We start from the raw sequence: 16,466 nt of genomic DNA, 5'->3' as shown, positions 1-16,466 counted from the left end.
GCTCAGGGGAGCGCGCGCTTGAGCTCGTCGATCCAAACCGTCGCACTTGCGTCCGAGGGCGCCCGCCAGTCGCCCCTCGGGCTCAGCGCTCCTCCGCCCGAGACCTTGGGCCCGTTTGGAATCGCAGAGCGCTTGAACTGGCTGAAGGCGAAGAACCGCCACAGGAATTCTTCCAGCCACTTTGCGACGGTCGCGAGGTCGTAAACGTTGCGCCCATCTTCGGGGAAGCCAGCGGGCCAATTGCCCTGCGAGGCTTCACGCCAAGCATGCCACGCCAGGAACGCGACCTTGGACGGCTTCTGCCCGAAGCGCACGATGTGGTGCAGGAAGAAGTCGTTCAGTTCGTACGGACCGATCTTGCCTTCGGTACTCTGCATTTCCCCGTCCTCGCCGGCAGGGACAAGTTCGGGCGAGATCTCGGTGTTCAGGATCGAGAGCAGAACCGCGGACGTCTCCTCATCCACCTGGGTGTTCGCGGTCCAGCGGATAAGATACTGAATCAGCGTCTTGGGAACGCCCGCGTTGACGGCATAGTGGCTCATCTGATCGCCCACACCATAGGTGCACCAGCCCAAGGCCAGCTCCGACAAGTCGCCGGTACCGATCACGAATCCGGAGTGCTGGCTGGCGAGGCGGAACAGATAGTCGGTTCGCAGCCCCGCCTGCACGTTCTCGAAAGTGACGTCGTAGACTGGCTCTCCTTTGCCGAAGGGGTGCCCGATGTCCTTGAGCATGGTCGTGGCGGCAGGCCGGATGTCGATCTCAGCAGCAGTAATGCCGAGCGCCTCCATCAGCTTCCAGGCGTTGCTCTTGGTTCCCTGGCTGGTACCAAATCCGGGCATCGTATAACCACGGATCGTAGTGCGCGGCAGGCCCAGGCGGTCGCAAGTCTTGGCCGCGACAATGAGCGCGTGCGTGGAGTCGAGGCCGCCCGAGACGCCGATGACAAGGCTCTTCGACTTGGTCGATTCCATCCGCCGCATGAGCCCATCCACTTGGATGTTGAACGCCTCGTAGCAGTCGGCGTCGAGCTTTTCAGGGCGATCGGGCACGAAGGGAAAGCGGCGGATCGCACGCTTGAGGCCGATGTCACCCTTGGCTGGAACATGATCGAAGGAGATCGTGCGGAAGCTATACTCCGGGCGCCCGGAAGCACGGCCGGAATCGTTGTAGGTGGGAAGGCGAAGCCGTTCGCCAACGATCCGCGCGCAATCGACGTCAGCAATGCACAGTTCTGGTTCGAGCGAGAAACGCTCCGATTCAGCCAGCAATTCGCTCAGCTCGTAGATGACGCCCTGTCCGTCCCACGCCATGTCGGTCGTGCTCTCCCCGTGACCACCCGCGGAGTAAACATAGGCAGAAGCGGTCCGGGCCGACTGGGCGCTGCACAGCATGTGCCGGTCGTCCGACTTGCCGATGACGATGTTCGACGCGGACAGATTGCACAAGATCGTCGCTCCGGCGAGCGCACCTAGTGTCGAGGGCGGCGTGGGCGCCCAGAAGTCCTCGCAGATTTCGATGAAGAAGCGGAAATCCGACATCAGGCTGGATGCGAAGACCAGGTCGGTTCCGAACGGGATGTCCCTGCCGGCAACCCGGATCGTCTGCCCGACAATCCCGATCCCGCTCGCGAACCAACGCTTTTCGTAGAACTCGCGGTAGTTAGGCAGGTACGACTTCGGCACTGCACCCAGCAGCCGCCCATTCGCGATGGCCAGGGCGCAATTGTAGAGCCGGCCTCGGTCCGCGACCGCGGCGCCGATCAGCAGCACGGGCGAGAGACCTTTGCTCGCTTCCACCACCTCTCCGATGGCGGCTTCCACCGCCTCGATCATAGCCTGCTGCAAGTGGAGGTCGTCTATGGCGTAGGAGGATAGGCACAGCTCAGGATAGACCAGCAGGTCGACCCCTGCTTCGTGCGCTCGACGCGCTTCCGCGATGATGGCGTCGCGGTTGCACGGCACGTCGGCCGTGCGAACCTTAGGGGTCGAGGTGGCAACGCGCACGAGTCCATGGCGGTGCATGTCGTAAAAGGGGTGGCTCTCGCTCATGCTTCAGGTCCTGACATCCCGAACCGCTCCAGGCAATGTTCACCTCGCATCGTGCACTCCGTCCCACATATCGGCCAAGCCCGATGCAATGCGACAGCCTGCAACGTCCAGCCCTGCGACACGAACGGGAGGGGATTTGACTTGTTCCGTCCGACCTTGGCCTTACATGCTCTCAACATGCGCAGCCTGGATGACATTCGCGAAGAGTATGAGTTCCTCGATGGTGACGAGCGGTATCGTCTGCTGATCGAGTTAGGACGCGAGCTCGATCCAATGCCCGATGCGCTAAAAACAGACGCAACGAAGGTGCGCGGCTGCTCGGCGAGCGTCTGGGTCTATCCTACCAGAGCCGACGGCGATACGCTGCACTTCCTGGCGGATAGCAATGCGGCCATCACGAAAGGCATCGTCGCCCTGGTGCTCGCTGCCGTGCAGGATCGTCCTGCTGCCGAAGTGGCCGACACCGACATCGCGGAAAAGCTGGAGCCTTTCGATCTGCGCAACCAGCTCTCGTCGAACCGAACGCAGGGCGTGCCGAACATGATCGCGCTGATCCGGGAGACTGCGGCGCGCTATGCCGGATGACGAGTTCCCGAAGCGCGCGCCTCCAGCGCTGCGGCCGTTGTGGGCCGCTGGAGGCGCCTTCTTCGTAGGACTGGGCACCGTTGGCATTTTCCTGCCGCTGCTGCCGACCGTCGTGTTCTACCTTCTGGCGGCCTGGTGCTTTTCGAAAAGCCACCCTCACCTTGCCGACAAGCTTTACGCGCACAAACACTACGGACCGCACCTCGTCGCGTGGCGGGATCGGCGGGCGGTCAGCCGCAAAGGCAAAATCTCGGCGCTGCTCGGCATGACGGGCAGCGTGCCCTTCGTGATGCTGACGCTTGGGTTTCCTGCCGTGATCATCCCGGTCGTGGTGCTGGTGACTTTCGGCCCGTGGATCTGGTTGCGGCCGGAATAGTTAAGGCCCTCCCGCCATGGTGACGGGAAGGCCTTAACTCTCATTCGCGCGATCTCAGAGGAGATCGAAACGATCGGCGTTCATCACCTTCGTCCAGGCCGCCACGAAGTCCTTGACGAACTTTTCACCGGCGTCCGCCGCAGCATAGACTTCCGACAACGCACGAAGCTGCGAGTTCGAACCGAACACGAGGTCGGTGCGGGTCGCGGTCCACTTGCGCTCATCCGTCTTGCGGCACGTGCCGACGAAAGTCTCGTCGCTGCTCTCGTCGACGACTTTCCACGCCGTGCCCATGTCGAGCAGGTTGACGAAGAAGTCGTTGGTCAGCTGCCCCGGACGATCGGTTAGGACGCCGTCCTGGTTGCCGCCGTGGTTGGCGCCGAGCACGCGCAGACCGCCCACCAGCACCGCCATCTCGGGAGCGCTGAGACCGAGGAGCGCCGCGCGATCTATCAGCAGTTCCTCCGTCGGCACGCTCATGCGAGTCGGCAGGTAGTTACGGAAGCCATCGGCTTGCGGCTCCAGCGGTTCGAAGTTGACCGGATCGGTCCACTCTTGCGAAGCGTCGGTGCGGCCCGGCGTGAACGGCACGCGCACCTTATAGCCCGCATTGATCGCCGCCATTTCGACCGCTGCCGTGCCGCCCAGCACGATCAGGTCCGCGATAGACACCTTCTTGCCGCCCGTCGCGCTGGCATCGAAGTCAGCCTTGATGCGCTCGTAGACAGCCAGCACCTTCGCGAGCTTCTCTGGTTCGTTCACATCCCAGTTCTTCTGCGGTTCCAGGCGGATACGCGCACCGTTGGCACCGCCGCGGTGATCAGAGCACCGGTAAGTCGAAGCCGAGGCCCAGGCGACCGAGACCATCTCGGAGACGGTCAACCCGGATTGCAGAATCTGCTTCTCGAGCACCGCCACATCGTTGGCGTCGATCTGCTTGTAGTCGGCCTTGGGGATAGGGTCCTGCCAGATCAGATCTTCGGCGGGCACGTCGGAGCCGAGGTAGCGCGCCTTGGGCCCCATGTCGCGGTGGCAAAGCTTGAACCATGCGCGGGCGAAGGCATCGGCGAACTGGTCGGGATTGGCGTGAAAGCGCTCGGAAATCTGGCGGTAGCCCGGATCGACCTTCATCGCCATGTCGGCCGTCGTCATGATCGTCGGTACTTTGACGCCGGCGGTGTGAGCCTTCGGTGCCAGAGTTTCCTCCGGATTGCCGACGGGGTGCCACTGCCAGGCGCCCGCGGGGCTCTTCTCCAGCTCGTACTCATGGTTGAGCAGATTATCGAAGTACCCATTGTCCCACTGGATGGGATTGGCGGTCCAAGCACCTTCGATGCCGCTGGTGATCGTGTGATCGCCCAAGCCGCTCTCGTGCCCACTCTGCCAACCCAGGCCCTGCTGCGCGATGTCCGAGCCCTCAGGTTCGGCGCCGACCTTCGCGGCGTCACCGGCGCCGTGGCACTTGCCGAAAGTGTGGCCGCCGGCGGTCAGAGCCACGACTTCCTCGTCATTCATGCCCATCCGCGCGAACGTCTCGCGGATGTCTCGTGCGGAGCCGACCGGGTCGGGCTTGCCGCCGGGCCCCTCGGGATTAACGTAGATGAGGCCCATCTGGATCGCCGCCAGCGGGTTCTCCAAGGCACGACCAGCTTCCTCGTCGATGCGCGTCTCGCCGAGCCATTCCTCCTCAGTGCCCCAGTAGATGTCCTTCTCTGGCTCGAAGACGTCAACGCGCCCGCCACCGAAGCCGAATACCGGCCCGCCCATGGACTCGATCGCGACGTTGCCGGTCAGGATCATCAGGTCCGCCCAAGAAAGCTTGGCCCCGTACTTCTGCTTGATCGGCCAGAGCAGGCGACGCGCCTTGTCGAGGTTGGCATTGTCCGGCCAGGAATTGAGCGGCGCAAACCGCTGAGAGCCCGAGGATGAGCCGCCGCGACCGTCACCCGTGCGATAAGTGCCGGCGCTGTGCCAGGCCATCCGGATGAAGAAGGGGCCGTAGTGCCCATAGTCCGCTGGCCACCAGGGTTGGCTGTCAGTCATCAGCGCGCGCAGGTCTGCCTTCACTTCTTCCAGGTCCAGAGTCTTGAAGGCCTCACGATAATTGAACTCGTCCCCGTACGGGCTGCCGGTAGCACCCTTCTGCGGAAGCACCTCCAGCGACAGCTGGTTCGGCCACCAGTCACGATTGCTGCGGCCGAACAAGGTGCGAAGCGCCGTGGCTTCCTTCATCGGACAACCCTTCAGGGGATCGCCGCTTGTCTTGGCGTCCATATTCTTCTCTCCTCAAGGTCATTTAAAGTGATGCTAGTCTGCCAACCGAACGCCTCAGTGGGAAATGAGTTCGGCCGATTACAGCGATAGGGGCTACCGAATGGATCCGAGAGCAACCTCGGTTTTGGCGCGATCTCCCACGGCTTCTCGCAACCCCGCCACTCCAGACCAGCGCTGCCACTTGAGTTCGCGCTTCAGCCCCCATCGCCTTCTTTCTCAGCCGTGACGTCATCACCGCTGCGACACTTTGGTGCAAAGGCACATAGCTCTGCGACGATCCAAATAACCATCATTCATCTTTGAGGTCATATTTCTGAATACGACGGAAGCCACCTCCGCTTCCAGCAAAGAGGATCAACACCATGCGCAAGCTCACTATCGTCGCCCCGGCTCTTATCGCTGCGATGGGCCTCACGGCCGCCCTTCCCGCTCAAGCCGCACCACACGGCCACTACGAAGGGGGGCGATACGAAACAGGGCGCTATGAAAGGGGTAGGCACGACACTGGCCGGCACATGCGCGGAGCAGACGCGCAAATCCGTAGTGACATCAAAGGGCTGAACCTTGCGATCGACCGCGCTCAGGCACGACGGAACATCTCGAAGCGTGAGGCTGCGGGCCTGAGGCGTGATGCCGCACAACTCCAGCCCTCTACGCCTCCTACAGTCGCGGTGATCTCACCAAGGTGGAAGTACGCAGGCTGCAGGACCGCATCGCTCACATCCAAGTGGCTCTCCGCTCAGAAAACCGTATCTGGAACAAGCGCCGCGGATAAACTCTAGGCTACGGTTGCTCGCGCCCGTTCCGCTTGAATTGCGGGACGGTCGCGCCTAATCGCGACATATTATGACAGACATGCCGCGCACTCTATACCAAAAGATCTGGGACGCTCACGTCGTCGATACGCGTGAGGATGGTACGAGCCTCATCTATATCGACCGCCATCTTGTTCACGAGGTGACGAGTCCCCAGGCCTTCGAAGGCCTGCGGGTGGCAGGTCGCAAGGTGCGGCGTCCCGACCTTACGCTGGCGGTACCCGATCACAACCTGCCGACAACGCCGCGCAGAGATGCGGCGGGCAACCCCCTTCCGATAACCGACGCCGAGAGTGCGAACCAGCTTGCGGCGTTGCGCCGGAACGCGCCGGAGTTCGGCGTGCGCTACATCGACGCGACCGATGCCGAACAAGGCATCGTTCATGTCGTAGGGCCCGAGCAGGGCTTCTCGCTTCCGGGTGCTACAATTGTCTGCGGTGACAGTCACACCGCTTCGCACGGCGGCATTGGCGCGCTTGCCTTCGGCATCGGCACCACAGAGGTGGAGCACGTGCTGGCAACGCAGACGCTGTTGCTGAAGCAGAGCAAGACCATGGAAGTGCGCGTCGAAGGGCAACTCGGCGCCGGCGTCACTCCCAAGGACGTGATCCTGCACGTCATCGGGGTCACCGGAATGGGCGGCGGCACTGGCTATGTCATCGAGTATCGCGGCAACGTGTTCGAGGACATGTCGGTGGAGGGGCGCCTGACCGTCTGCAACATGGCGATCGAGGGTGGCGCCCGCTCGGGCCTCATCGCGCCCGACGAGAAGACCTTCGCTTACCTCCAGGGACGCCCTTATGCGCCTAAGGGCGAGGACTGGGACAAGGCCGTCGCCTGGTGGAAGAGCCTGGCGACCGACCCTGGCGCCACGTTCGACAAGTCGGTCGCCATCCGTGCTGAGGACATCCAGCCCACCGTCACCTGGGGAACGAGCCCAGAAGACGTGTCGGCCATTGGCGGCGTCGTCCCCGCTCCCGAGGACTTTGCCGACGCCTCGAAGCGCGACGCGGTGAAGGTGAGCCTCGATTACATGGGACTGACCCCTGGCACCCGGCTGACCGAGGTGGAAGTGCAGAACGTCTTCATCGGCTCGTGTACCAACAGCCGCATCGAAGATATCCGGGCTGCCGCCGAAGTGCTCAAGGGCCGCAAGAAGGCTGGCCATGTGAAGTGGGCCATCGTCGTGCCCGGCTCGGGCTTGGTCAAGGCGCAAGCCGAAGCCGAAGGCCTCGACAAGATCATCATCGATGCAGGTCTGGAGTGGCGTGAGCCGGGCTGCTCGGCCTGTCTGGCCATGAACCCGGACAAGGTCCCGTCTGGGGAGCGCTGCGCCTCCACGAGCAACCGCAACTTCACGGGGCGCCAAGGTCCCGGCAGCCGCACGCATCTCATGAGCCCGGCGATGGCCGCGGCCGCGGCGGTTACCGGCCGCCTGACCGACGTGCGTGAACTGGTAGGATAAGCGACATGGACAACGACACCGACGATTCCCTCGCCTCGCGCGCCGCTCTCGCAGCCGGCGCGGCAATCGGTTCGGCAGCAATCGCTGCAGCCCTGCTCTACGCAAAGCGCCGCAGGGACAAGAAGGCGGCCGCAGCCCTGCCCCCGCCGACCAGCACCGCCCCCCACTTTCCCGTCGAGACTGACTGATGGAGCCGATTTCCCACGTCGCCGGGCGAGCCATTCCGTTTGGCCGCAAGAATGTCGATACTGACGTCATCATCCCCGCGCACTGGCTCAAGACCATCACGCGCGAGGGCCTCGGCTGCGGCGCCTTCGAGGCCGTGCGCAAGGAGCCGAACAACGTCTTCGACGATCCGGAATACGCCGGCGCCCCGATTTTGGTAGCCGGAGACAACTTCGGGTGCGGATCGAGCCGCGAGCACGCCGCATGGGCGCTGCTGGACATGGGTGTGACGTGCGTGATCGCCCCCAGCTTTTCAGACATTTTCTCTGGCAACGCCTTCAAGAACGGCATCCTCACGGTTGCGCTGCCGCAGGAGGCCGTTGATCGGCTGCTGGAAGTCGCAAAAACCGATCCGATCGACGTAGATCTTGAGACGCAAAGCGTGACAACGCCCTTCCAGGATCGCTTCACCTTCGAAATCGATGCGTTTCGCAAACACTGCTTGCTGGAAGGGTTGGACGAAGTCGGCATGACCATGGCTCAGGCGAGCACGATCGACGCGTATGAAGGAAAAGCACGCGCAGAACTGCCGTTTTTGGCCCAGACTGCACGCAACGTCCCCTAAGGGCAAATTCCTTTGTTGAACCCGGCAAGCCGTCGCCCTATCGCGATGCTCGCAATTCCCTCGCAGAGGTTACGTGATGACGACTTTCGACGACCGTGAGCGCGCCGAAGAGGCCAAGTTCGCCCATGATGCCGAAATGCAGTTCCGCATTCAGGCACGCCGCAACCGCCTCCTCGGAGAATGGGCCGCAGAGCGCATGAACCTCTCCCCTGCGGAGCGCGAGGCTTACGCCAAGGCTGTCGTTCAGGCTGACTTTGAGGAAACAGGCGACGAAGACGTCGTACGCAAGCTGCTGGGCGACCTGACCAGCGCCGGCGTCGAGGTGGATGAAGCCGAAGTGCGCTCCGCCTTGGAAAGCAAGCAAATCGAAGCCCGCCGCGCGCTTATGGGCGAAGCCTGAGCCATCCCGCAAGAGCAAGGACAAGCAAAATGGCGATGCCGGCAAACGAGATCGAGGCGCTGATCCGCTCAGCGCTGCCCGACGCTCAGGTCACGATTACCGACCTCGCGGGCGACGGCGATCACTACGCCGCTCATGTTGTGTCCGCCGCTTTCGAGGGCAAAAGCCGGGTCGCGCAGCATAAGCTCGTCTACGAGGCGCTCGGGGGCCGTATGGGCGGTGTGCTTCACGCCTTGCAACTCACCACCGCTGTTCCCAACTGAGGACGCATACACATTTCCCCTGGCGAGATGCCTGGCGCACAAAGGTTCTGCTTCAATGTCCGACGTCAACACCCGCATCGGCGACATCGTCAAATCTAACGACGTTGTGCTTTTCATGAAGGGCACGCCGCTCTTTCCGCAGTGCGGCTTTTCAAGCCGGGCAGTGGCGATCCTCGACCATCTTGGTGTGGCTTACGAAAGTGTGGACGTTCTCCAGGACATGGAAATCCGGCAGAGCATCAAGACCTTTTCGGACTGGCCCACGATCCCGCAGCTCTACGTGAAGGGTGAATTCGTCGGCGGCAGCGACATTATGATGGAGATGTATGAGGCCGGCGAACTGCACGCCTTGATGACGCAATCTGGCGTGCCAACCGCCGCCTGAGAACCTTGACGCAGTGGCCTTCGTGCGAAGCCGCTGCATTGCGCACTCCCGTCACCTCTAGCTTCTGTACGGCAGTGGTCTGCAGGTGAGTGTCTGCCGCCAGTTCGGGGAGGCGGAGCCGTCAAGTTGTCCGGCCCCGCCTCTAGCGAGACGTACTCAGGGTACGTCAGCCACATTGCACAACCCGTGCCAACTTCTTGAAACCGTAGCTTTTGCTGTGTTTTCCCTCTCCGTTCTCTGCGCGGGGGACACTCTTCTGTAAAGTTCACCGACACCAGATCGGCATCGCGTTCTTTCTAGACCCAATTTGCTTGCCTGATCACAGCGGGGCGGCAAGAATAGGCAGATGTCAGAATACCCAGGTGAAGGCCCGATGCCGCCAAATGGCCCTCAGGTCGTTCCCGCCGCGACAGTCGTTATCTTCCGCCGTGCTCATGAGGGCCCACCTCAACTGCTGATGGTTCAGCGCTCACGCGAGATGCGCTTTGCTGGCGGCGCGGCTGTGTTCCCTGGCGGCAAGATCGATCCGGAAGACCGGACGCTAGCCGCTGAACTCATGCCGGAGGATGATCCAGAGGTGGCCGCCGCGCGCATCGCGGCAATCCGGGAAACGCTGGAGGAGACCGGATTGGTGATCGGTCTGCGCAACCGGGTCTCCGCAAGCGAAGCCGCGTCCGCTCGTGCGCTTCTTCTGAAAGAAGGCCACCTCGCACCCGTTATCCGGGCTTATGGCTGGGCAGTCGAGCCAGAGCGCCTGACGCTTTACGCGCACTGGTGCCCACCATTTGCCCGCGCGTTCGACACACGCTTCTTCGTCACCGATCTCGGAACTGGCGACGTAGATATTGCGGTAGACGCTACCGAGAATACTCATCTTTTCTGGGCCAGCGCCGCGCGCGCGCTTGAGATGGCAGATGCGGGGGAGATCAGCGTGATCTTCCCTACCCGGCGTAATCTGGAACGGCTCGCTCAGTTCGATAGCTTCACAGCGGCCTTGCACGACATTTCGCGCCACCCCGTGCGCCGCATTCAGCCGATACAGGTCGAGCGAGAGGGCGAAATGTGGATCGAGATTGCCGAGGGGCATGGCTACCCTGTCCTCGGGCAGCCGCTAGCAACCGCCAAGAGGGGCTGAGAGCCAGCAAGCGCGCGATTAGCGGCGGAGTAACGTCAAAGCTTGCGCCGACACGATGGTGGTGAGGCCGAGAGACGTCTTCTCGGCCTCACCACGCTCTCGGGGCCCGCCGAGAGCCAAGGATCAAGCGCCCATGACGGCAGGCGCCGATCGCTACGCTACGCGCCCTCGCCAGCCGGCCCGACACACTGGGGGAATGCCGGAACGCTGCGCCGCTCAGCCTTTCAGCGGCGGCTCACGCGACGAGGGGAAGAGGATACTCGCCGCCAGCTTTGAGAACTCTCCTCAGGTGCCCCAGATCGGCGCGAGCTGGCAGTCCCGGTCTTGGGGGACAGCGCCCCACAACCGGAATTAGGCCTCGGCGGTATGCGCTGCGGGTTGTGCCGCCGAGCGATCCGCGTCAGGTTCGGGAGCGGGACGGAAGAATCCCGTATAGAGATGCCCGGCAAGCACCGAGTGCAGCACGGCGGATGTACGGTCGGACACACCGAGCTTACGAAATGCGCGCCGCACGTAGCTGTCAACGGTCTCAGCCGATATTCCCAGTATCTCGGCGATGACAGAGTTACTCTTGCCCATGGCGATCCAGTACACCACGTCCAACTCGCGCTCCGACAGGCGGACGTCGCTTGGTTCCATACTGTCGATCAGCTCGCAATAGCGCAGGAACGACATCTGGGCGAGCCCGTGCATGATCGCGACAGTTTCGTCAGTGGCCAAAATGCTGGTTTGCGCTGGCAGCCCAACAAAGCCGGTTCGGGCGCCGGGTCCGTAGGTCGGCAGGGCAAGTCCCTCCTCGAAACCGAGATCGGAAAGAAACGCAAAGAATGCCGCCTGCTGGCGACCGCCTGGTTCGATCTGCCGCGCCTCACTCCAACGCAACGGCCGTCCGACACGTAGCGTTGTGTCGGGCAACGGGTCTTCGAAGCGAAGTCGCTCGGGGTAGGCGCCGGACCATGCGGCAGGCATGTTGTTGGCGCTGTGCACCCGGCCGAAGCGTCGGTCGGAGGTAATCGGCGTGACAAAATAGGCGGAAGGATACCCACAGGCAGCGAAGGCAGCCATGGTCGCCTCTCGCAGACCAAGGACCGATTGCGCCGCGCGGATCTGCGCAAGGCCCATGCGAACGTGCATCAGCGACTCCAGCAACGCTTCGCGCGCTGCACTTGTCGGACATAGGAGATTCTCGGCGGACAGGCAAACCATGCAGCGCGGATGCGGGGCTTGCGAAATCCGTTCATGGCCAATGCCCCTGCCGCGCAACAACCCCTCTGCTGCCAAGCCGATTTTGCTGTATGGGCGGTGACCATGGATAGCATGCCGCGACGCCGCTTTGTCATGGGTCTCGGACTTGCGGGTGGAGCAGTTGCCACCGCAGGGCCCTTGCGTGGAGCCACGGCTGCGCCAGCCACGACCATTCCCGCCGCCTGCGCACCGCTCACCGGCCTCAGCTTCACGGCTCCCGAGCAGCAGCAGATGCTGGGCGCGGTGGACGAGATTGTCGATCGGGCCCGCGCATTGGCGCAGATGCGCTTTGACAACGACCTGCCACCCGCCGAACTGTTCGACCCGCGCCTGGCGGGATGGCAGCGTGAAAAGGGCATTGCCCTTGCAGCGCCTGCCCTTCCTCTTCCCAACCTGCCGACTGGCGCAGACGATATTGCCTTTTCCCCAGCATGGCAGCTCGCTGGATGGATACAGTCCGGCAAGCTCAAGGCGCGGGCACTTACGGATATCTACCTGGATCGGATCGCGAGGAACGCGGACCGCCTCAACTGCATCACGACGCTGATGGCCGATGCTGCACGGCGGGAAGCGGAAGCCTGCGACCATGACCTCGCACGCGGACATCTGCGCGGACCGCTTCACGGCCTACCGTATGGCCTGAAGGACCTGATCGACACCGCAGGCGTGGAAACCGCATGGGGTGCCGAGCCTTACCGCGGACGGGTGCCGGCCTCAGACGCGACAATCGTGACGCGCATGCGCGATGCGGGCGCCATCCCGCTTGCCAAAACGAGCCTTGGCGCCATCGCATACGGCGACATCTGGTACGGCGGGCGCACACGCAATCCCTGGAATACAGCGGAGGGTTCCTCCGGCTCATCAGCGGGGAGTGCGGCGGCGGTCGCTGGCGGTCTTTGCGCGTTCGCGATTGGGACGGAGACAATGGGCTCGATCATCGCGCCCGCTGCCCGCTGCGGCGCAGTCGGCCTGCGACCCACTTTCGGGCGAGTGCCCCGCACTGGCGCAATGGCCCTGTGCTGGTCGCTGGATAAGATTGGCGTCCTTGCCCGCGATCCGCTGGACACCGCACTGGCTCTGAAGGTGATGAACGGTCCCGATGGACAAGATGCCAGCGCAATCCCAGAGCCGCTCGGGCGAGTGCCACAGATAACGCCCGCCAACATAAGGGTTGGCTATCGACCCGAGTGGTTCAAGGCAGGCACCGCAGCCGACTGGGCTGCCCTGGCGGCGGCGCGCAAGGCGGGCTTCACTCTTCACGAGATCGAGATGCCCGAGGTTGATCTCGAGAAGCTGGGTGGGCTCGTGGTGCTGGAAGCTGCCGCGGCCTTCCAGGAGTTAACCGCGAGCGGGCGCGATGATCTCCTGACCTGGCAGGATGACATTGCCTGGCCCAATAGCTGGCGCGCGGCGCAGTTCGAAACGGCAGTCAACTACATCCAGGCGCAGCGGCTGCGACGGCGGCTCATGCTGGAGTTTGCCAAGACGATGGCAAGTGTGGACGTGATCCTGCACCCGAATAACGCTGGCGGTCTACTCGCGATCGGCAACCATTGCGGCTACCCCGCCCTGTGCCTGCCGGTTGCGATGCTCAAGCAGCCTACCCGGCAGGGGTTCACCGACTATGTCGCGCCGGCGGACGTGCCGGCAGGTGCTGCCATGCATCGGGTGCCGTTCAACGTGAGCATCACCGGAAGGCTGTTCGAGGAGGCGCGCCTGGTCGCTGTGGGCCAGGCTCTAGCGCGAACAATCGGCCTTGAGCCTCTTCGCCCCCTACCGTGAGCCTTGATGCAGGTCATGGTCGGGATCTGCCAGTTCCGCATCGATACTGAGCTCTTGCTTGGCTTTCTTGCTCGGCATGCGGGTGAAGCCGCTCAGGTCGCTGAACTGGTCGAAGTCTCGCTCGATCTTCACCGGGCTGGCTACATAGGCGGTCACGAGTTCGGCTACGGAACGCAGTGCGTGAAGATGGATGCGCTCGTACCCGTGGCTGGCATCGACCCCAAAGGTGATCAGCCCGGTGCGAACGTCGGCTCCGGACTCCAGCGCACTCGCTGAATCGGAGCGGTAGTAGCGAAACACATCCTTCTGATAGCGGATGTCGTTGTCGTGACACAGCAGCGCCAGCTTCTTGCACAAATGATAGTCAAAGGGTCCTGTCTGGTCGGCCATCGCCAGGGTGACGCCAAACTCATCGCTGTTCTGGCCCGGTGCCGTCGTGCCATTGTCGATGGCTACCAGAGAGGCGACCTCGGGCAGCAGGATGGACGAGGCTCCGACGCCAACTTCCTCGGCGATGGTGAAGAGGAAGTGGACGTCGACCGGCGTCTCCTTTCCCTCGTGCTGCAGCGCGCGAATGGCGGCCAGCATGATGGCCACGCCTGCCTTGTCGTCCAGATGACGCGAAACGATGTAGCCGTTCTCCAGGAACTCAGTCTCGGTATCGATGGCGATGATATCGCCAATCTCGATGCCAAGCTTGTGTAGCTCGGGCAACCCCTTGGCATAGGCGTCGACGCGAACTTCGACATTGTCCCAGGATACCGGCTGAGTATCGATTTCCTTATTGAAGGTGTGACCCGAAGCCTTGAGCGGCAGGATCGAGCCACGATAGGTGCCCTTCTCCGAAAAGATCGTGCAGCGTGCCCCCTCCGCAAAGCGTGAGGACCAATGCCCGATAGGCACGATGGCCAGTCGTCCATTCTCCTTGAGCGCTTTCACCTGCGCGCCCAGCGTATCAACATGGCTCACAATTGCCCGAGCCCCGCGCGGGTCCTTGCCTCTGCGGATGGCACGAATTGCACCGCGCCTGGTCAACTCCGCGTCAAGCCCCATGGCTGCAAGCTCGGAGGTGACCAGTCGCACGACGTTGTCGGTAAAACCGGTGGGACTGGGAGTCCTGAGCAGCTTTCCAAGGACTTGGAGCAAGTAGTCGGTATCGATTGTCAGCTTGTTCACGTCTTCTTCTCGATCGCTTTAAGTCCGCTGCGGAAGTTGCGCACGTCGGTGGGCATCGACAGCGGAAATATCAAATCCACAAAACGCTGCGCGGTCGGCTGCGGCTCGTGGTTGGCAAGGCCCGGTCGCTCGTTGGCCTCGATGAACACATAGTCGGGCGATCGCGGGCTCGTGACCATGAAGTCGATGCCGACCACCGGTATGTCGATCGACCGAGCGGCGGCGACTGCCGCTTCGACCAGTTCGGGATGGACGGAATCGGTGACGTCGTGGATGGTGCCCCCGGTGTGCAGGTTCGCTGTCTTACGGACTTGCAGCTCTTCGCCTGCGGGCAGAATATCGTCCATGGTGTACCCAGCCAGGCGGACGATGCGGGCTGTCTCGGCATCGACGGGGATACGGGATTCCCCGGCGGTTGCCGCCATGCGTCGGCGGCTCTGCGCGTCGATCAACCGCGCGATAGTGCTGATGCCGTCACCAGTAACTGCCGCAGGTTTGCGGATCGCGGCTGCGACGAGCTTGAAGTTGATGACTACCAGGCGCAGGTCCTGGCCTTCGAAGTACTCCTCCAGCAGCACGGTGGTCGACATGCGCTGAGCACTCGCAATGGCGCTTTCCACTTCCTCCACGCTGCGCAAATCGACCGAAATCCCGCGCCCCTGCTCACCGTGGGTTGGCTTGACCACGACCGCGGTGTTGCGCCCGAGGAAATCTGCGATCTGCTCACGAGTCCCGTCCCATTGCACCTGATCGGGAACGCGTACGCCCGCCTCGGAGACAACGCGGCGCGAGATTTCCTTGTTCTCGCAGATCGACATGGCGACGGCGCTGGTCAGCTCTGAAAGGCTTTCCCGGCACACGACTGTGCGTCCGCCGAGCGATAGGCGAAAGATGCCGCTTTCCTCATCGATCACCTCGACATGAATGCCCCGCCGCCGCGCCTCGTTGATGATGATGAGCGCATAAGGATTGAGATTGCCGCCGAGCTCGGGCCCGGTGAACAGCTTCTCGTTGATCGTGTTCTTGCGCTTCACGGTGAAGCTTTGGATGCGCTTGAAGCCAAGCTTCTCGTAGAGCCCGATCGCCTGCTCGTTGTCATGCAGGACGGTAAGGTCGAGGTACTCTGCCCCCTTTGCCCAGAAGCGCTCTGCCAGCGCACGCGTCAAAGCGGTGCCGATCCCCGACTGGCGTGCCTGGGGGTCCACCGCCAGGCACCAGAGCGAACAGCCCTTGTCCTGGCTGCCCAGGTAGTGGCTGTGGTCCACTCCCATCACGACGCCGGCAACTTCGCCGTCCTGAGAGTCGGTCGCGACCAGAAAGATCAGACCTGCACCCTCAAGGTTCCCGTCGAAGAACTCTGGCCGCATCACCACCATGTTGCGCGACGCGAAGATGCGGTTTGCGCTCTCCACGTCCCGTCCCGGTTCGATGTCCCGCACGAGTACCGGACAAGCTTCATCCGCTGGTTCGTAGTCCGATCGTTGAAGCCGAAACGTGTGGGAAGGATCGAGGAACAACTCCTGCGGTGCGCTGGCGAGCAGCACATGAGGATTGATCACATAGATGCCGATGTCACGGCAGTCCTTCTCCTCCTCTCGCAGAGCTTCGGCGAAGTCTTGCGTGTCGGCGAAGCTATTACCGAAGATGACGCGGCCCCACCCGCATTCGGCGACGGCATTTCTCATGGCCGTCATCTCCGGCATCACCGCGAGTTCATGCATCAT

General features: G+C 62.7%; 15 protein-coding genes. 10 read left to right on the top strand and 5 right to left on the bottom strand.

Annotation, left to right across the window (positions count from 1 at the left end; all coding sequences use genetic code 11):
- Window positions 1-2: 2 nt before the first annotated feature.
- Window positions 3-2,051, bottom strand: coding sequence for an NAD(+) synthase (locus ABVV53_RS14365; protein ID WP_353985109.1), 2,049 nt, complete (start codon window positions 2,049-2,051; stop codon window positions 3-5).
- Between the two features lie 177 nt (window positions 2,052-2,228).
- On the opposite strand from ABVV53_RS14365, the gene ABVV53_RS14360 reads away from it, so the two are divergent.
- Both ABVV53_RS14360 and ABVV53_RS14355 read left to right on the top strand, forming a co-directional pair.
- Window positions 2,229-2,636: a SufE family protein gene (locus ABVV53_RS14360; protein ID WP_353985108.1), complete on the top strand. Its 408-nt coding sequence runs from the start codon at window positions 2,229-2,231 to the stop codon at window positions 2,634-2,636.
- Window positions 2,626-3,012: a YbaN family protein gene (locus tag ABVV53_RS14355; protein ID WP_353985107.1), complete on the top strand. Its 387-nt coding sequence runs from the start codon at window positions 2,626-2,628 to the stop codon at window positions 3,010-3,012. Before ABVV53_RS14360 ends, ABVV53_RS14355 begins: the two co-directional genes overlap by 11 nt.
- A gap of 54 nt (window positions 3,013-3,066) precedes the next feature.
- Here the strand turns inward: ABVV53_RS14355 and katG are convergent, their stop codons facing one another.
- Window positions 3,067-5,286: a catalase/peroxidase HPI gene (gene katG, locus ABVV53_RS14350; protein ID WP_353985106.1), complete on the bottom strand. Its 2,220-nt coding sequence runs from the start codon at window positions 5,284-5,286 to the stop codon at window positions 3,067-3,069.
- Between the two features lie 846 nt (window positions 5,287-6,132).
- Between katG and leuC the strand changes: the two genes are divergently transcribed.
- The 7 genes from leuC (at window position 6,133) to ABVV53_RS14315 (ending at window position 10,539) form a co-directional block, all read left to right on the top strand.
- On the top strand, window positions 6,133-7,566 hold the full coding sequence (gene leuC / locus ABVV53_RS14345) for a 3-isopropylmalate dehydratase large subunit (RefSeq protein ID WP_353985105.1): 1,434 nt from the start codon (window positions 6,133-6,135) through the stop codon (window positions 7,564-7,566).
- Between the two features lie 5 nt (window positions 7,567-7,571).
- On the top strand, window positions 7,572-7,754 hold the full coding sequence (locus ABVV53_RS14340; RefSeq protein WP_353985104.1) for a hypothetical protein: 183 nt from the start codon (window positions 7,572-7,574) through the stop codon (window positions 7,752-7,754).
- Window positions 7,754-8,356: a 3-isopropylmalate dehydratase small subunit gene (gene leuD / locus ABVV53_RS14335; RefSeq protein WP_353985103.1), complete on the top strand. Its 603-nt coding sequence runs from the start codon at window positions 7,754-7,756 to the stop codon at window positions 8,354-8,356. Before ABVV53_RS14340 ends, leuD begins: the two co-directional genes overlap by 1 nt.
- A 76-nt stretch (window positions 8,357-8,432) precedes the next feature.
- Window positions 8,433-8,756 carry a DUF1476 domain-containing protein gene (locus ABVV53_RS14330; RefSeq protein WP_353985102.1) on the top strand — a complete coding sequence of 108 codons (324 nt, stop codon included), beginning with the start codon at window positions 8,433-8,435 and terminating at the stop codon, window positions 8,754-8,756.
- A gap of 29 nt (window positions 8,757-8,785) precedes the next feature.
- Window positions 8,786-9,019 (top strand): BolA family protein, encoded by a 234-nt coding sequence (locus ABVV53_RS14325; RefSeq protein ID WP_353985101.1) that lies wholly within the window; start codon window positions 8,786-8,788, stop codon window positions 9,017-9,019.
- Between the two features lie 55 nt (window positions 9,020-9,074).
- A complete protein-coding gene (gene grxD / locus ABVV53_RS14320) occupies window positions 9,075-9,404 on the top strand; it encodes a Grx4 family monothiol glutaredoxin (protein WP_353985100.1) in 330 nt (109 codons plus the stop codon).
- Window positions 9,405-9,750: 346 nt separating this feature from the next.
- Entirely contained in the window at window positions 9,751-10,539 is a 789-nt protein-coding gene (locus ABVV53_RS14315) for an NUDIX domain-containing protein (RefSeq protein WP_353985099.1), read from the top strand.
- A 351-nt stretch (window positions 10,540-10,890) separates the two neighbouring features.
- Here ABVV53_RS14315 and ABVV53_RS14310 read toward each other — a convergent pair whose 3' ends face one another.
- Window positions 10,891-11,673 carry a helix-turn-helix transcriptional regulator gene (locus tag ABVV53_RS14310; protein WP_353985098.1) on the bottom strand — a complete coding sequence of 261 codons (783 nt, stop codon included), beginning with the start codon at window positions 11,671-11,673 and terminating at the stop codon, window positions 10,891-10,893.
- A 174-nt stretch (window positions 11,674-11,847) separates the two neighbouring features.
- On the opposite strand from ABVV53_RS14310, the gene ABVV53_RS14305 reads away from it, so the two are divergent.
- Window positions 11,848-13,566, top strand: a complete 1,719-nt coding sequence (locus tag ABVV53_RS14305) for an amidase (protein ID WP_353985097.1) — start codon at window positions 11,848-11,850, stop codon at window positions 13,564-13,566.
- On the opposite strand, the gene ABVV53_RS14300 is transcribed toward ABVV53_RS14305, so the two are convergent.
- Both ABVV53_RS14300 and ngg read right to left on the bottom strand, forming a co-directional pair.
- Window positions 13,558-14,742 carry an osmoprotectant NAGGN system M42 family peptidase gene (locus ABVV53_RS14300; RefSeq protein ID WP_353985096.1) on the bottom strand — a complete coding sequence of 395 codons (1,185 nt, stop codon included), beginning with the start codon at window positions 14,740-14,742 and terminating at the stop codon, window positions 13,558-13,560. The two genes, ABVV53_RS14305 and ABVV53_RS14300, sit on opposite strands and share 9 nt — an antisense overlap.
- A complete protein-coding gene (gene ngg / locus ABVV53_RS14295; protein ID WP_353985095.1) occupies window positions 14,739-16,466 on the bottom strand; it encodes an N-acetylglutaminylglutamine synthetase in 1,728 nt (575 codons plus the stop codon). The genes ABVV53_RS14300 and ngg overlap by 4 nt, the downstream gene beginning before the upstream one ends.

Source organism: Novosphingobium kalidii (genome assembly GCF_040534015.1).
Lineage (GTDB): Bacteria > Pseudomonadota > Alphaproteobacteria > Sphingomonadales > Sphingomonadaceae > Novosphingobium > Novosphingobium kalidii.
This window is presented reverse-complemented; position numbering and strand designations above follow the sequence as displayed.

What these genes read in the sequence shown, in the direction of transcription:
- ABVV53_RS14365 (WP_353985109.1), bottom strand. Translation starts at nt 2,051, where the DNA reads ATGAGCGAGAGCCACCCCTTTTACGACATGCACCGCCATGGACTCGTG.
- ABVV53_RS14360 (WP_353985108.1), top strand. Translation starts at nt 2,229, where the DNA reads ATGCGCAGCCTGGATGACATTCGCGAAGAGTATGAGTTCCTCGATGGT.
- ABVV53_RS14355 (WP_353985107.1), top strand. Translation starts at nt 2,626, where the DNA reads ATGCCGGATGACGAGTTCCCGAAGCGCGCGCCTCCAGCGCTGCGGCCG.
- katG (WP_353985106.1), bottom strand. Translation starts at nt 5,286, where the DNA reads ATGGACGCCAAGACAAGCGGCGATCCCCTGAAGGGTTGTCCGATGAAG.
- leuC (WP_353985105.1), top strand. Translation starts at nt 6,133, where the DNA reads ATGACAGACATGCCGCGCACTCTATACCAAAAGATCTGGGACGCTCAC.
- ABVV53_RS14340 (WP_353985104.1), top strand. Translation starts at nt 7,572, where the DNA reads ATGGACAACGACACCGACGATTCCCTCGCCTCGCGCGCCGCTCTCGCA.
- leuD (WP_353985103.1), top strand. Translation starts at nt 7,754, where the DNA reads ATGGAGCCGATTTCCCACGTCGCCGGGCGAGCCATTCCGTTTGGCCGC.
- ABVV53_RS14330 (WP_353985102.1), top strand. Translation starts at nt 8,433, where the DNA reads ATGACGACTTTCGACGACCGTGAGCGCGCCGAAGAGGCCAAGTTCGCC.
- ABVV53_RS14325 (WP_353985101.1), top strand. Translation starts at nt 8,786, where the DNA reads ATGGCGATGCCGGCAAACGAGATCGAGGCGCTGATCCGCTCAGCGCTG.
- grxD (WP_353985100.1), top strand. Translation starts at nt 9,075, where the DNA reads ATGTCCGACGTCAACACCCGCATCGGCGACATCGTCAAATCTAACGAC.
- ABVV53_RS14315 (WP_353985099.1), top strand. Translation starts at nt 9,751, where the DNA reads ATGTCAGAATACCCAGGTGAAGGCCCGATGCCGCCAAATGGCCCTCAG.
- ABVV53_RS14310 (WP_353985098.1), bottom strand. Translation starts at nt 11,673, where the DNA reads ATGCACGTTCGCATGGGCCTTGCGCAGATCCGCGCGGCGCAATCGGTC.
- ABVV53_RS14305 (WP_353985097.1), top strand. Translation starts at nt 11,848, where the DNA reads ATGGATAGCATGCCGCGACGCCGCTTTGTCATGGGTCTCGGACTTGCG.
- ngg (WP_353985095.1), bottom strand. Translation starts at nt 16,466, where the DNA reads ATGATGCATGAACTCGCGGTGATGCCGGAGATGACGGCCATGAGAAAT.